9 protein-coding genes and 1 pseudogene are annotated in these 15,925 nt (G+C 65.6%); 7 read left to right on the forward strand and 3 right to left on the reverse strand.

Going from position 1 to position 15,925, the window contains the following annotated elements:
• Positions 1-63: 63 nt before the first annotated feature.
• The 4 genes and pseudogenes from IVB26_RS31840 (at position 64) to IVB26_RS31855 (ending at position 8,758) form a co-directional block, all read left to right on the forward strand.
• Positions 64-6,516: a non-ribosomal peptide synthetase gene (locus tag IVB26_RS31840; RefSeq protein ID WP_247968974.1), complete on the forward strand. Its 6,453-nt coding sequence runs from the start codon at positions 64-66 to the stop codon at positions 6,514-6,516.
• Between the two features lie 131 nt (positions 6,517-6,647).
• The gene (locus tag IVB26_RS31845; RefSeq protein WP_247968975.1) at positions 6,648-6,815 is read left to right on the forward strand and encodes a hypothetical protein; all 168 of its coding nucleotides are present in this window, start codon (positions 6,648-6,650) and stop codon (positions 6,813-6,815) included.
• A gap of 233 nt (positions 6,816-7,048) precedes the next feature.
• Positions 7,049-7,780: a 4'-phosphopantetheinyl transferase family protein gene (locus tag IVB26_RS31850; protein WP_247968976.1), complete on the forward strand. Its 732-nt coding sequence runs from the start codon at positions 7,049-7,051 to the stop codon at positions 7,778-7,780.
• A pseudogene (locus IVB26_RS31855) lies at positions 7,777-8,758 on the forward strand (LLM class flavin-dependent oxidoreductase). Before IVB26_RS31850 ends, IVB26_RS31855 begins: the two are co-directional and overlap by 4 nt.
• A gap of 137 nt (positions 8,759-8,895) precedes the next feature.
• Here the strand turns inward: IVB26_RS31855 and IVB26_RS31860 are convergent.
• The 3 genes from IVB26_RS31860 to IVB26_RS31870 form a co-directional block, all read right to left on the reverse strand.
• Complete coding sequence (locus tag IVB26_RS31860; protein WP_247968977.1) at positions 8,896-9,921, reverse strand: histone deacetylase family protein; 1,026 nt, start codon at positions 9,919-9,921, stop codon at positions 8,896-8,898.
• A gap of 304 nt (positions 9,922-10,225) precedes the next feature.
• Entirely contained in the window at positions 10,226-11,167 is a 942-nt protein-coding gene (locus IVB26_RS31865) for an SMP-30/gluconolactonase/LRE family protein (protein ID WP_247968978.1), read from the reverse strand.
• Positions 11,124-13,139: a PQQ-dependent sugar dehydrogenase gene (locus IVB26_RS31870; protein WP_458309297.1), complete on the reverse strand. Its 2,016-nt coding sequence runs from the start codon at positions 13,137-13,139 to the stop codon at positions 11,124-11,126. The genes IVB26_RS31865 and IVB26_RS31870 overlap by 44 nt, the downstream gene beginning before the upstream one ends.
• 276 nt (positions 13,140-13,415) lie before the next feature.
• Between IVB26_RS31870 and IVB26_RS31875 the strand changes: the two genes are divergently transcribed.
• The 3 genes from IVB26_RS31875 to IVB26_RS31885 all read left to right on the forward strand — a co-directional run bounded on the left by IVB26_RS31875 (position 13,416) and on the right by IVB26_RS31885 (position 15,857).
• Positions 13,416-13,649, forward strand: coding sequence for a DUF6894 family protein (locus tag IVB26_RS31875; RefSeq protein WP_094973683.1), 234 nt, complete (start codon positions 13,416-13,418; stop codon positions 13,647-13,649).
• A 9-nt stretch (positions 13,650-13,658) separates the two neighbouring features.
• Entirely contained in the window at positions 13,659-13,835 is a 177-nt protein-coding gene (locus tag IVB26_RS31880) for a hypothetical protein (protein ID WP_247968980.1), read from the forward strand.
• Positions 13,836-14,267: 432 nt separating this feature from the next.
• Complete coding sequence (locus IVB26_RS31885) at positions 14,268-15,857, forward strand: gamma-glutamyltransferase family protein (RefSeq protein WP_247968981.1); 1,590 nt, start codon at positions 14,268-14,270, stop codon at positions 15,855-15,857.
• Positions 15,858-15,925: the final 68 nt, after the last annotated feature.

The following is a 15,925-nucleotide window of genomic DNA, read 5'->3' on the forward strand; positions in this document are numbered from 1 at the left end:
CAGACTGGACGCGTTCCCCAACTTCTTGGAAGAATAGCTCAATCGCATCAAAAGGGAACGGAATTGTCGGACGTCACACTCCCGGCTCCGGAGGAATCAGGCGGCACGGCAGCCGAAGCAAAGATATTCGCCGATATCGGCGGCCTTCTCTATTTCTACGCCCGCAAGTCGCCGACGGCGCCCGCCCTGCTCGCCCCGGGCCGGCCGGTCCTCAACTACGGCGCGCTTGGCGAGGTGACGCGGGATCTCGTCCGTACGCTGCGCCGGCTCGGCGTGACCCCTGCCGACCGGATCGCGGTCGCGCTGCCGCGCGGCGCCGACAGCGCGCTGGCGCTGATCGCGGTCGCATCGAGCTGCGCCTGCGTCCCCGTCAATCCCGATCTGACGGCTGACGAGCTGCAACGCTATTTCAGCGACTTGAAGCTGACGGCGCTGGTGACCCGGGCCGACATGACCCCGGCGAGCCGCGAGGCCGCCACGGCACTCGATATCGCGGTGATCGATTTCGTGCCGGGGCCGCAAGACAATCTCGGCGGCTGCGCATTCGTTGGGCCGACGATCGGGCCGGCGGCGACCGGCGGCGCCTCGCGCGGCGACGACGATGCGTTCATCCTGTTGACATCAGGCACGGCGGCACGTCCGAAAATGGTGCCGCTGACACATCGCAATGTGTGCCTGTCCGCCACCAATGCCGGCCGCGTGCTGTCGCTCACATCCCACGATCGTCTGCTCAACGTGCTGCCGCTGTTTCACGCCCATGGCTTGATCTCCGGCCTGCTGACGGCGCTGGCCGCGGGCTCCAGCGTGATCTGCACCGACGGCTTCGACGCGCCGTCGTTCTTCGGCTGGATGCGAGAGCTGCGGCCGACCTGGTACACCGCCGTGCCCACCATCCATCGGGCGCTGCTGACGGCGGCGGAATCCGACCCGGACCGCGCCCGGTCGTCGTCGCTGCGCGTGATCCGCTCGGCCTCGGCCTCGCTCGCGCCCACGATCCTCCAAGGGCTGGAGGCGACGTTCGGCGTTCCCGTGCTCGAGACCTACGGCATGACCGAAGCGGCCTCGCAGATCGCGGCCAATCCGTTCGAGCTGCGCAAGGTCGGATCGGTCGGCCGCGCCGCCGGCCCCGAGATCGCGATCATGGACGAGACCGGCCGCGCGCTTGCGAGCGGCGCGCACGGCGAGATCATGCTGCGCGGACCGAACATGACCCGCGGCTATTATAATGACGAGGCGGCGACAGGGGCCGCGTTCCGCGACGGCTGGTTTCGGACCGGCGACCTCGGCTATCTCGATAGCGACGGTTATCTTTTCATCGTCGGGCGCATCAAGGACGTCATCAACCGCGGCGGGCAGAAGATCTCACCTCTCGAAGTGGAAGAGGTCCTGCTCAGCCATCCGGCGGTGCTGGAGGCCGGCGTGTTCGCTGTCCCGCACGAGAAACTCGGCGAGAACGTTGCTGCCGTCGTGGTGCTGCGGCCGCATGCCGAGGCAACCTCGGACCAGTTGCGCCAGTTCGCACGAAAGCGGCTCGCAGCCTACAAGGTGCCGAGCCTGATCCGCAGCGTGGCAGCCCTGCCGAAGGGCGGCAGCGGCAAGGTCAAGCGCAACGCGCTGGCCGAGCTGCTCGCCAAGACGGAAGACGGCGACGAGGCGCGGCTGCCGCGCAATGCGCTGGAGAGCCAGCTCGCCGCGATCTGGGCCGGTCTCCTGGAGCTGCCGCAGGTCGGCGTCGATCAGGACGTGTTCGCGCTGGGCGCGGATTCGCTCGCGGTGACGCAGATGCGCTCGCGCCTGCGCGAACGCTTCAACGTCGACTTCTCGTTCGAGGACATTTTCGATTGCGCCACCGTGGCCGCGCTTGCGGCCCGGCTCGAGACCGCCGCGAGCCGTCGCGAGGCGGCACTGCCGGCCTGGCGGCGAGCGACGGACGCAGAGGCGCCGCTCTCGTTACAGCAGCAGCGCATGTACGTGCTCTCGCGGCTCGATCCGACGCGCTACAATTACAATGTCGTCGAAGTCGCTATGCTCAAAGGCCTGATCGACGTCGCTGCGCTTCAGGCCAGTCTTGCCGCGATCTGCACGCGCCACGAGGCGCTCCGCTCGGTCGTCGTCGAACGTCAGGGCGAGCCGGTGCAGCTCGTGCTGCAATCGCCGCCGCGGTTCGAGCGCGTCAAGCTCAAACCCTGTGCTGCGGACAAGCGGGCCGCAGTGATCAGGCGCGAGGCGCTCAAGCTTGCGCAATATCCGTTCGACCTGGCGCGCGAGCCGCCGCTGAAGGTCACGCTGCTGTCATTCGATAAGACGAGCCATGCGCTGGTGGTCAACGTTCATCACCTCGTCACCGACGGCTGGTCGCAGCGCCTGTTCTGGGAGGAGCTTGCCGCCCACTACGCCGCCGCACACGGGAAGCAGGTGCCGGCACAGCCTCTGCCGGCTTTCCAATATCGCGACTTTGCGCTCTGGCAGCAGAGCTGGGCGCAGACGCCGGCGGCGAAGGACCAACTCGACTACTGGCGAGCCCAGCTCGAGGGCGTCACCACGCTGCCGCTGCGGACCGACCGGCCAAGGCCTGAGGTCTGGAGCGGTCACGGCGCCCGGCACTATTTCGAATTCTCCAGGACACTGTCGGCCGAGCTGCGCGCGTTGAGCCAGAACCAGGGCGTCACGCCTTTCATGACGCTGCTCGCCGCCTTCCAATGCCTGTTGTTCCGCCACTCCTCGCATGAGGACGTCGCAACGGGATCGCTGATTGCCAACCGCAACCAGATCGAGAGCGAGCACCTGATTGGGCTGTTCGCCAACACGCTGATCCTGCGCAACGATTTTGGCGGCGACCCGAGCTTCGGCGAGATGTTGCGGCGGGTCCGGCAGGTCACGCTCGATGCCTACCGCAACCAGGACCTTGCGATCGAGGAGGTGTTGCGCGCGCTGCAGATCGCCCGGCGGAGCGATGGCAATCCGCTGTTCCGGATCATGTTCATCCTCCAGAACGCGTCGATCGAGGCCGCACGCTTCCCGGGCCTGTCGACGCGGCGGCTGGAAGTCGATCCCAAGGTGGCGCGCTTCGACATCACGCTTGAGCTGGTCGAGGCCGACGGCCGCTTCACCGGCTTCTTCGAATACGCCACCGATCTGTTCGACGCCGCGACGATCGAGGCCATGGCGGCTCAGTTCAAGTCCCTGCTGAAGGCCGTCATCGCCAATCCGGAGCAGCGCATCTCGCGCCTGCCGCTCCTGACGGAGACCGAACGCCGGCAATTGCTGGCGACAGGCCGGGGCGTGCCGGCCAATTTCACCACAAGCGGCAATTTGAGCGGACGCTTTGATCGCCAGGCCAAGAAGACGCCGAACGCGATTGCGGTGTCGGACGGGCGCGCATCCCTGAGCTATCGCGAACTGGCCCGCCGCAGCCAGGCAATCGCGCGCTGGCTGGCGCGCGAAGGCATCGGCGCCGAGAGCGTGGTGGCCTTGCTTGCGGATCGCGGGCCCGATCTGCTCGCCGCGATGATCGGCGTGCAGCGCGCGGGCGCGGCCTTCCTCAATCTCGATCCCGATCAGCCGCCGGCCCGCCTCACGACCATTCTGGGATCGAGCTGCGCCCGCATGCTGCTGACCGGACGGACCCAGTCCGCCATGGTCGAGACGCTGCTCGATCCGCTGGTCGAGCGCATCCCGGTGGCTGAACTCGAAGACGCGATCGCGTCGGGATCGACCAAGCCGGCCCGCGCCGCGCGGCGCGCGGCTTCCAGCCTCGCCTATCTCATCTATACGTCGGGCTCCTCCGGCGCGCCGAAGGGCGTCATGATCGAGCAGCGCGGCCTGTCGAACCATCTGGCCTCGCTCGTCTCCGACCTCGGTCTCTCCGCCAGGGACGTGATCGCGCAGACCGCGCCGCAGAGCTTTGTCATCTCGGTCTGGCAGTTCCTGGCGGGGCCCATGGTCGGCGCGCGCGTGCATGTCTGCGACAACGCGAACGTGCAGGACCCGATCCTGCTGGCGCGGGAGATCGAGCGCGAAGGCATCACGGTGCTCGAGATCGTCCCATCGCTTTTGCGCGTCATCGTCGAACGGATGAACGAGGCACAGGTCCGGCGCGCCTTCGCCGGATTGCGAGTGCTGATCTCGACCGGCGAGCCGCTACCCGTCGACCTCTGCAGGGCCTGGTTCGCCCAATGCCCGAAAGTGCCGCTGATCAATGCCTATGGCGCCTCGGAATGTTCCGACGACGTCTCCCTGAATCGCCTGACCAAGGCGCCGGCGATCACGACCGGTATCGTTCCGGTCGGCGCACCGCTGCCGAACACCCAGCTCTACGTGCTCGATGCCAACCTCCAGCCGCAGCCGGTCGGCGTGACCGGCGAGCTCTGCATCGGCGGCGCCGGCGTCGGCCGCGGCTATATCAACGATCCCGCGCAGAGCCGGCAGCGCTTCCTGCCCGATCCGTTCTCGCGCCAGGCAGGCAGCCGGCTGTACCGCACCGGCGACCTCGCCCGCCGCCGCGCAGACGGCACGATCGAATGCCTCGGCCGCGCCGACCATCAGGTCAAGGTCCGCGGCTACCGTATCGAGCTCAAGGAGATCGAGACCGCGCTTGACGATCATCCCAGCGTGCGGGCCGGCATCGTCGAGCCGCGCCGCGAGGCGAGCGGCGAAGTCAGGCTGATCGCCCATATCGTCGCAAGGCCCGACAGCCGGAGCAGCGCCAGCGAGCTGCGCGAATTCCTGAAGGGCCGGCTGCCTGGCCACGCCATCCCGTCCGCATTCCTGTTCCTGGATCACGTTCCGCTCAATGCCCACGGCAAGATCGATCGGACCGCGCTGCTGGCGCCGGCGCAGCAGGAAGCGCCCGGACCGGATGCAGCCGTACCGGCGCGGCGCTTCACGGAAAAGGTGCTCTCCGACATCTGGATCGACCTGCTCAAGGTGGAAAGCCTCGGCGTCACCGACAATTTCTTCGACCTCGGCGGCCATTCGCTGCTGGCAGGCCAGGCCATGGCGCGCATCGCCCGGGCGCTCGGCGTGTCGCTGCCGATCAAGACCATCTTCGAGGCACCGACGATCGAAAGACTTGCCCGGCGAGTCGACCAGGCCATGGCGGAGACGCCGCGCAAGCCTGCCGCAAGCGTGTCGGGCCTGACCGATGCGAGGCCGGCCGACAGCGGCGGGCCCACGCTCTCGATTGCGCAGGACCAGATGCTGCGGATCGAGCAGAACCTCCCGGAATTGCCGCTGTTCAACCTGCCCTTCGCCTTCCGTCTCCAGGGCCCGCTCGATGCGACCGCACTGGCGCAGGCGATCGATGATGTCGTGGGCCGGCACGAATCGCTGCGGACTGCGTTCGGCTGGAACGGCGAGGAGCCGGTCGGTCACGTCGCCGCACCCGGCACCCTTGGCCGGGTCCTGACCATCGAGACGATCGGCGACGGTCACCCCCACAACAACAAGCGGCGCAAAGCCTTGGAGCACAGGAAGGTCGATCTCCTGATCGAACAGGAGACCTATGTTCCGATCGATCCCACACGCGCACCACTGCTGCGCGCCCGGCTGTTGCGGCTCCACGACGACGATCATGTCCTGCTGCTGACGCTGCATCACGCCGTTGTCGACGGCTGGTCGATCGGGGTGCTGTTCGAGGAAGTGTCGAGCCGCTATGCGGCGCTGGCCGGATATCCGTCGGTGCCGCTACCGAAGCCGCCACCGGCTTTTTCGGACGTCGCACGCTGGCAGCGCTGGTGGTGCGGCACCGACGCCGCCCGCCGCCAGGCTGCCGACTGGACCGAGAATTTGCGCGGCGCGGCCCCCGTCTTCGACGGCGAATCAACCCCGGGCGCGTCCAGCGGGCACCATCCGGTTAGTCTCGAGCGCGCGCTGATCGACCGGCTCAAGACGTTCGCCGGCCAGCACAACAGCACGCTCTTCATGTGCCTGCTCACCGGCCTGAAGGCCCTGCTGCTGGCCCGGACGGGCCGCAGCGACATCATGGTCGCCACCGCGATGGCGAATCGCGCTCAGCCGGACACCGACCGCATCGTCGGCCCGTTCGAGAACACGGTGATCGTCCGCACCACAATCACGCCCGAACTGTCGTTCGTGCAAGCCTTGACGAGGGTCCGCCAGAGTGTGCTTGACGCCCATGCGCGGCAAGAGCTGCCGTTCAACCTCCTGGCCGACCATCTGGAGCGGGAAGGGATTGATCCGGCCTCGCTGCTCCAGGTCTATTTCACGCTGCAAAATCCGCTGCGCCAGCCGCTCGATCTGCCGGATCTTGCGACGGAATCGATCGGCAACATCGCGCGCGAAGGCCAGCCGGTGCTGCCGATCGACCAGACCTGGCTGTCGCTGATGCTGAAGGAGCGTCCGACCGGCATCACAGGCTCATGCAATTACAAGCGCGAATTGCTGGACGGCCCTATGGTCGGCGCGTGGATGAAGGATCTTGTCGCGCTATTGATGGCTGCCGTCGCCCAACCCAACTTGCCGCTCGCCCGATTGCTCGCGCGCAGGGCGGCGTGACATGCCGTGCCAATACCGGTTCACTCGCCAAAGCTGTGAATGATCAAGTTGCATCTTGATTATTTGGCGCCACCGCGCAAGATTATTCCTGCGTTTTGATTTGGACGATTATTTTCAACCGGGGGAGTGTTATGGGTTTCATCAAATTTACCAAGGGTACCTCGTTGAGCGACAAGGACCGCAAGGCCCTCCTGAAGCTGCTGGGTGCCGAGAAGAAGAAGCTCCAGTCCGCATTGAAGGACGTCGACGCCAGCCTTTCGGTGCTGGGCGGCGGGAAGAAAGCCAAGAAGAAGAAGTAAGATTCGTCGGCCGGGACGCCGTACGAATCTTCAGACTTCACTTTACGGACATGGGCCGCTCGCGTGTCGAGCCGGGGTCTCGCACAAGCTTGCGCCGGTAAACCGGCCTGCAAATCGACAAGAAATCGCCCGGGTGGATCGCTAGAAGCGATCTGCTTGGATGATTCTTGCTCAGTTGTTTCTTCCGTCGGGACCGGGGAAATTCCCTCCGCCTGACGCAATAGGCCCAATTGATGGCGAACGACAGAATTGAACTCTTTGTCGGACTGATCGAGTCCATTGACGCGCCGGGCGCGGTCGAGACGTGCCGGCGGCTGCTCTCGGTCGACGAACGGGTCCGGGCCGATCGCTTCATGTTCGAGCGGCATCGGCGGCAGTATATTTTCGCGCACGCCATGCTGCGCCTGGCGCTGTCGAAAGTCGCCCCCAACGTCGCGCCGTCCGATTGGTCGTTTGGCGCCGGCCGCTACGGGCGGCCGTTTGTCGCAGCCCCCGCCACCTCGACCGCGCTGCATTTCAGCCTGTCTCACGCCGACGGCTGCGTCGCTTGCGTCGTGTCGAAGCATGAGACCGTCGGCGTCGACGTCGAAACAGTGTCGCGGCGGGTGGCGCCGCTGTCCACCGCGCTTCGCTTCTTTGCGCCGGAGGAGGTCGAAACGCTGCGCGGACTGCCGGAGCCGGCCGCGATCGAGCGCTTCTTCGACTACTGGACGCTCAAGGAGGCCTATCTGAAGGCCAGGGGCTTTGGGCTCAATCTGCCGCTCGACGCCTTCGCGATGCAGGTGTCACGCGAGGCCATCGAGATCAGCTTCAAGCCCGATATCGCCGACGATCCCGATGGCTGGCGCTTCTCGCTGTGCTCGCCATCGCCCTCGCATCGCCTCGCAATCGCCGACGGCTCCCGTGCCAACGGTGGCCTTCCCATCAGCCGCAATGCCTGGCCACTCCAGGAAGCGGCTGAATGACGCGGCCGCGGCTGCGCGTCTTTCCAGCGATTTCGCGCAACCGCGACCCCAGCAAATATGTCGGCGAGCTGATGCGGGTGGCGCAATTCGCCGACCGCAACGCCTTCGAAGGCATCCTGCTGTTCGAAGGCAATGACGTGTTCGTCGAGCCCTGGGCGATGGCCCAACACATCATGGCGGCGACGAGACGATCTTCGCCGCTGATCGCCGTCAATCCGGTCTACATGCACCCGTTCACGGCGGCGAAATTCGTCTCGTCCTTTGCGCAACTCCACGGCCGCAAGGTCTATCTCAACATGATCACGGGGACGGCGGTCAGCGACTTGCAGGGCCTCGGTGACGATCAGTCCCATGCCGACCGCTATATCCGGCTCGGCGAATTCGTGGAGCTGATGCGCCAGTTGCTCGCAAGCCCGCGGCCGGTGAATTTCGAGGGGCGCTTCTACCGCGCCCTCCATCTGCAACTTCGCCCACACCTGCCGCCGGAGCTGATTCCGGAATTCCTGATCGCAGGCCAGTCCGAGGCAGCCCAGCGGGTGGCGAAGGAGACGGGCTGCATCAAGATGCAGATGCTGCCGCCCGATCTCGATCGCGGCCTCCACTCGCCCGGCATGAATTTCGGCATCTTCGCCCGCGAAGGACGCGAGGAGGCGCGGCAGGCCGCGAAGCTACGCTTTCGCGACAACCCCGATGATCGCGAACTGCTCGCGCTCACCGTGGAGAACAGCGACTCCGTGTGGAAGCGGCATCTCTATGCCGGACAGAACGCCGAGCTCGCGGACAACGGCTACTGGCTGCTGCCGTTCCTGACCTTCCAGGCCGATTGCCCCTATCTCGTCGGCAGCTACGAGGAGATTCGGCGCGAAGCTGAAGACGTTCGCGGCGAAAGGCCTGACCACGATCATGCTCGACATGGTCGCCGACGAGTCCGAGATGCAGCACGTCCGCAAGGCGCTCGCGGCGAGCGGGATGTTTTAGCTACGGGTCACACTGCATCCACATCGTCATTGCGAGGAGCTCTTGCGACGAAGCAATCCAGGCTGATTCCGGGGAAAGATTCTGGATTGCCTCGCTTCGCTCGCAATGACGAAGGATGACGTTCCATTCGGCAAAAATCACCGCGCCTCTTCGAATCCCGCCAGCACCGAGGTCAGGTTCGCGCCGAGAATATCCGAGAGATAGCCGCCCTCCTGCACGAACACGGTCGGCAAGCCCATCTTCGCGATGGCCTGGCCGATGCGGCGGAAGCCGGGCGTGGTGACGGCCAGTCCCTTGAGGGGGTCATGCTCGGACGCGTCGAGGCCAAGCGCGATGACGAGCGCGCCGGACGCGAACGACTCGATCGCCTTGCGCGCGACCTCCATCGCCTGCATGTAGCCATCGTCACCGGTGCCGATCGCCAGGGGGATGTTGAGATTGGTGCCGAGGCCGGGTCCTTCGCCGCGCTCATGGGCATAGCCCCACACGTATGGATAATAAGCGATCGGATCGGCATGGATCGATATCGTGTAGACGTCGGGCCGGGCGTAGAAAATGCCTTGCGTGCCGTTGCCGTGATGGACGTCGACGTCGAGGATCACGACGCGCTCGTGCTTCTGCCGCAGATGCGCCGCGGCAATCGCGCTGTTGTTGAGGAAGCAGAAGCCGCCGGCCATGTCGCGATAGGCGTGATGACCGGGCGGACGGCAGAGCGCATAGACGGCATCCTCGCCGTCCATCACCATTTGCGCGGCGGTGACCGCAACGTCCGTCGCGGCACAGGCCGCAGCCCAGGTGCCCGGACCGATCGGCGCTGCAGTGTCGGCGGTGTGCCAGCCGAGCTTGCCGACGATGTGGGTTGGATAGGTGGCAGCATGACGCACGGGATGAATGTTGCCGATCATCTCCGGACCGGAATCGCCGAGCGCGGTCCAGGCGTCCCAGGCTTCGCTCAGGAACGACAGATATTCCGGACTGTGAATCCGTGCGCGCGGCCCTTGCCCGAACGTGGTCGGCTCGACCAGCTGGTGCCTGCCGTCCTTCAAGCCCTTGAGCAGGCGGTCGGCGCGCTCGGGCTGCTCGGTGGTACGCTTGACGACGCCGCGGACCAGGAAGAATTGCGGATCATGGCTGCGGTGCAGTTCGGTATGGACGGCTTTCACTCAAACACTCCGTGATCGCTTCGACGGTGCCACAGAGTCTTGATCGCTGCGGCGGTCGGATGCAAGCAAGAAGAATGCCGCACCTGTCGCGTGAGGCTTGATCGCTGCAACGAGCGAGGTGCACTCCCTCTCCCGCTTGGGGAGAGGGTTGGGGAGAGGGTGTTTCCGCAATGGGACAATCCCCAAGAGGAGAGAGCCCTCACCCGCGCGCGGGACGATGCTTCGCATCGCCCGGGGCACGACCTCTCCCGCAAGCGGGAGAGGTGAACCACCCGCGGCAATCGTTTCAACCTAAAGCCATTGCTCAGCAGCGCCCGCGCTGGAGACAGTGCTCGCGGCCCTGCTGATCGGTGCGGAAGGACTCGATGAAGCCGCCCTGACGCTGGGTGACGAAGACGGTCTTGCCGTCGCCGCCGCCGAAGGCGAGGTTGGTCGGCTCCTTCCCCTTCAGCGCGATCTCCCGCTCGACCGCGCCATTGGGCTTCATCAGCGCAATGGTCCCTTTGAGAATGCGCGCGACATAGAGACGGCCGGCAATATCGGTGCGCAGCCCGTCGACGGTGTCGGGCTGAAACGCCTTGACCAGCTTTGCAGCCGTCAGCTCATCGCCGTTGATCGCATAGGACCAGATCTGGCCGTTGCTGGATTCCCCGACATAGAGCGTCTTGCCGTCGGGGCTGAGATCGATACCGTTGGTGGTGCCCATCGCGCGCGGCGCCGACATCACTTGTCCCCGCACGGTGCCGTCGGCGGCTTTCGCAATCCGCCAGACGTGACCTTCCCTGCCCTTCCAGTTCGGATCGCTCGCATAGATCGTGCCGTCGCGGGCGATCGTGATGTCGTTGGGCTGGTTCATCTCGTCGGAGTGAAACCAGATGCCCGGCTCGGTTGCCCCCTTTGGAATCGCGAAGATGTTGTGCTTCTTGTAGTCGGCGATGAACATGGTGCCGCCGCCATCGAAGCGGATGGCGTTGCCGACACTGCCCTCGGGCAGCGCCGTGAATGGCTCCGACGCCGCACCGCCCGCAGGCAGCCTGCCGATGGTGCCGGGCTTGCCGAGATTGACCACGAACAGATTGCCGTCGAGGTCCGAAGCCGGGCCCTCGATGCCGAAGGTATATTCGCCGGCAGGCGTCACCTGCACGCTTTCGTACAACTTCGTTTCCGCCTGGGCGGACGCCGTCGCAACGACGAGGAGGACGCTACTGCACAGGCACCAGAAATTCCTGCCGGATGTAATAGCCATCGCCGTCGCTACACTCGCCATTCAGGTAGGGATCGGCCGGCCGGAAGAATCGGCTGAAGCCGGGTCTGTCTACAGCGCTCCTTTGTGTCACGACAACGACCTTCGCAGCCGGTATTTCGCCGCATTCCTTGTTCGTTTTGCCAAAGAACCTGCGCTGCGGCGGGCCGGGCTTGATCCGCATCCGTGTACCCGGGACCATTTTCGCGACGAACAAATCCATTGTGTCGAGCAGGCGCGAGTAACCAGGGTCGGTCTTCGGCAGGCTCTCGCCGCCCGGCGGCATCAGCTTCTCCGCGCCGAGGCCGCGCAGGCGCATGCGCAGCTTGCCGGCATAGGGATCGCCCGGATAGATCCAGCCGTCCTGGGAGAGCATGAAGCGGAGCACCGCCACGTCCCTCTCAATCTCCGATTGGCCTTCCCTCAAACCGAAATCGGAATGGCAGCCGGCGCAATGCTTCTCGACGAGCCCTTTGCGTAACGTCGTCAGCCGGACGCTGTTCTGCACATCCCTGGCAACGAAGGCCACGAGCTGGTCGATCATCGCCTGGCTGCGCATGTCGCAGGGCAGCGACGGTTGAGGATCACCCGTGGCGCGATCGATGCGGATCACGGTCTGGTTCTTGTCCTCGACCAGCCAGATGGCGCCGTCCTCCGCGACCGCCATGCCGACCGGCGCGCCTTGGGGCCGGGCGCCGTTGACGCGATACCAGCCCGCGATCAGCTCATCGAACGGCGCGGCAGCCACCTCGCCGGCGTCGGTCTGAAAGCTGCGCGTCGGCTCGGCCGCGCAGCTGACGTGGTAGCGCACCGGCGCCGTGACAGGCCTGGGGAAGCCGTGGTCATCGACGTCGTAGACCAGCAGGCGGCTTCCGGTCGGACGATAGCCGTGCAGGCCGACCAGCAGCTTGCCCTCCAGCTCCGGGAATTTCGTGCCGCGATAATACAGCATCGCGAGCGGCGCACCGTGTGGCGGCAGCAGCGAGAGCGGGGGCTTGTAGAGCGCACCTGCCGTGCAGAGCGACTTGTAGACCCCGCCCTGCAGCACGTTTCTGAATTCGGGGCTCGGCGTCGACACGTCGTAGCAATAGGGCCAGCCGTAATGCCTGCCCTGCTCGATTGCGTTGATCTCCTCATTCGGCTTGAAGATATCAGGCAAGTCACGGCTGTTCTCGCCCTGCAGGAAGGCGTAGCCGGCATCGGGGAAATTCGGATGCAGCGCCAGCGCCATCGAGTTGCGCAAGCCGCGCGCATAGACGGTGTGCGGCGGATCGGTGTCGCCAGGCTTCAGCGCCGGGAAGACGCTGCCCGCAGGCGGCACGAACAGCCAGATCGATGCCAAGGCGGAAGCGCCTTCGGCCGCCGCGCAGGGTTTTGTGATCGGCGCCGGTGTGATGCAGTCGTCGCTGTGCGAGCCGATGTTGACGAACAGCCGCCCGTTTCTGTCGAAGACGAACGGCTTGAGCGGATGCGCGCTCTCCTCGATCCGGGTGCCGTCGGGCAGCGCGATCCGGCGCCCGGGCATGTGACGGATGATGGTCTCGACGGTGGCGCGCGGATTGTCGGCGAGCGGATCGAACCGGAAGATCGTCTCGGCGGTCGAGGCGTAGAGCCTCCTGTCCGGACCGATCGCGAGGCCGAACGGATATTCGATCCCCGCGAGAAGCTCCTTGAACCGCCCGCCCTGGGGCGCGCGCGGATCGAGCAGCAGCAGCCTTCCGTCGGTGTGGCCCCAGCCGCCCATGTCGGCCACCACAAACAGGTCGCGGCCCGGCACCTGGACGATCGCGCGTGGAAACTTGAGGCCATCCGCTTCGCTGGCGACGAGCCCGGCGCAAAATCCAGCCTTCATGTCGATCTGGATCCTGGGAAAAGCGAGATCACCGTTGCCGCAGGTTTCCGCGCCGATCGCATAGCCGCTGCGGCGGAGCGGCTCCGATGACGCCACCGAGATGAGCCCAGGCAGGGCCGCCAAAACCCACGCCAAGGCCCCCGCACATGCGCGCAGCCTTCGGCGTTCGCGCTCGGATGTGAAATAGCTCACGGCGGCCCCCCGGACTTCCCGCGAAAAGGTGTTCCATGCCGGGAAAATGCCGTCCAGCTCAACATCACCCGCCTGTGATTAAACCTGTAACGACCTTTGGGCCGACCAATATCCGTAAATTCCCTTACCGGGTTCGACCCGAATGTTTCGCGAAGGCTCCGGGTGGTATCGATTTGCCATCCCAGTTGCTCCCATCAGGAGGCGGATATGGTCCAGGTCTATTTTCACTGCTCCAACACCGAGGGCACCCTGATCGACCGCTACGGCGCCGCCGTGTCCAATCTCACCGAGGCGCGCGACCGTGCCTCTCAGATCATGCGGTCGATGATCCTGACGCCGAGCAACGAAGACTGGCGCGACTGGGTGATCCATGTCAGCGACGACGACGGCGAAGAGATTTTCGATCTGCCCTTCACCGCCATGCTCGGCAAGCCGCATTGAGGTGATGCCATGTCGATCGCTTCACTGAGCCTGTTCCGCCAGCCCCTGAACTTCGTCGCCGCCAAATGGCAGACCCTGGTCAGGGTTGCGGGCAACCCCTACCGTCCCGAGCTTCACTATATGCGCGGGCCTGGCCCAAAATGGCGCGCCAAGTATCAGGCCAGCCGGCTGAACCGCGGGCTCTGAGCGCGGCGGCCTCGGCGCTTTCCAGCGATCTCCTTCGTCATGGCCGGGCTTGTCCCGGCCATCTACGGCTATCGCATTTGAGAGCTTATCCCTGCGGCCATCCTTCGAGACGCCCGCCTCAGGATGAGGACGGAGTGCGCGGCAGCAGTTGCAACGAATACCGGTGCCGCTTAGCTCTCATCCTGAGGAGGCGCGTAAGCGCCGTCTCGAAGGACGAGGCGTGCGCGCAGGCTGTCGCCACAAGTCATATGCGATAGCCCTGCCGGCCCGGCGAGTTGGGCAGGCGGCAGCCACCTCGCGCCATCCCGCGTCTGTCTCACACCAGCCATGTCGGTCTTTGCTATCGATGTTCTCGTTGTCGGCAATGTGCCATTGTCCGCGCGCTCCGCCAATGCGGGGCCTCGCCGTCAACGCAGCACACAAGACGACATCATGCCTCATCAGTTCAGCCTCAACCAAACCATCCGCAAGCCCGCCGTCACGTCCAAGGGCGGCATCGTCGCCTCGCAATCGCGGCGGGCGGCCGAAGTGGGGGCGCAGGTGTTGGCGGCGGGCGGCGACTGCGTGGATGCGATCGTGGCAACCACCATGGCGCTGAACGTGCTGGAGCCCTGGAACAGCGGCATCGGCGGCGGCGGTGCGATGGTGCTCTACCGCGCCAAGGAAAATCGCACCGAGGTGATTGATTACGGTATGTGCGCGCCGCAGAGCCTGCGCGCTGCCGACTATCCGCTCAGCGGCGAAGGCGCTGCTTCCGATCTCTTCCCCTGGCCGCGGGTGAAGGATGATCGCAACATCCATGGCCCCGGCTCGATTGCCGTCCCCGGCGTCGTTGCCGGAATGGAAGAGGCGCATCGCCGCTACGCAAAGATGCCTTGGAAGGATCTGGTCGCACCGGCAGCCAGGCTCGCCGGCGAGGGCCTGCTGGTCGATTGGTGGACCACGGGTACGATCTCGGGCTCGGCCGCCGATCTCAGACGCTATCCCGCGAGCGCGGCCGCATATTTGAAAGACGGTCTGCCGCCGAGCGCGCCATGGGGCATCAAGGCCGAAACGCGGCTGCCGCAGGACGCGCTGAAAGCGACGCTGTCGCATCTCGCCGAGGCCGGACCGCGCGATTTCTACCAGGGTGATCTCGCCAGGAGCATCGCATCCGACATCAAGGCCGATGGCGGATCGCTGTCGGTGGAGGATCTTGCCGCATTCCGCGCTCATCTGCGCGAGCCGCTGGCGATCCCCTATCGCGAGGGCAAGGTGTTCGCGACACCGGAGCTCACCGCGGGGCCGACGATGGCGCATGCGCTGCGCCTGTTGCAGCAGAGCCTGAAGCCGGCGAGCGCGCCGGACGCGACCGCCTATGTCGAATATGCACTCGCCTTGCAAGCAGCCTTCCGCGAGCGGCTCAAGGACATGGGCGATGCCGACGGCAAGCGCTCGCTCGGCGCCGAATATCTGGCGCCGGCCTGCACCACGCATTTCTCGGTGGTCGATCGTCACGGCAACATCGCGGCCGTGACGCAGACACTGCTGTCGTCCTTCGGCTCGCGCTATGTGACGCCGCACACCGGCATCACCATGAACAACGGCATCATGTGGTTCGACCCGACACCGGGAACCACCAACTCGCTCGCCCCCGGCAAGCGCTGCCTTTGCAACTACACGCCCGTCATCGCCGAGACGAAGGATGGCAAACGCCTCGCCGTCGGCGCCTCCGGCGGCCGCCGTATTCTGCCCTCGGTGATGCAGCTCGTCTCCTTTGCGATGGATTTCGGCATGGATCTCGATGCCGCCATCCACCAGCCGCGCATCGACGCCAGCGAAGGCGCGATCGTGATCGCAGACGCCCGACTGCCGGAGGACGTGCGCAAGACACTGGCCGCGCGCTTCGACTATGAAGAGACCCAGGTGCAGACGTTGCCGCAGAAATTCGCCTGCCCGAGCGTGGTGATGCGCGAAGGCGACGTCAATTCCGGCGCGGTCGAGATCTTTCAGCCCTGGGCCGACGCCGTCGCGGAAGGCTGAGCGCATCGATCGATGCTGGATCGTGCCAGCGCGCGTTGAGCGCTCGCGCGATTACGCATCTGCGCGAG

Origin of the sequence: Bradyrhizobium sp. 195 (assembly GCF_023101665.1) — a bacterium.
Lineage (GTDB): Bacteria > Pseudomonadota > Alphaproteobacteria > Rhizobiales > Xanthobacteraceae > Bradyrhizobium.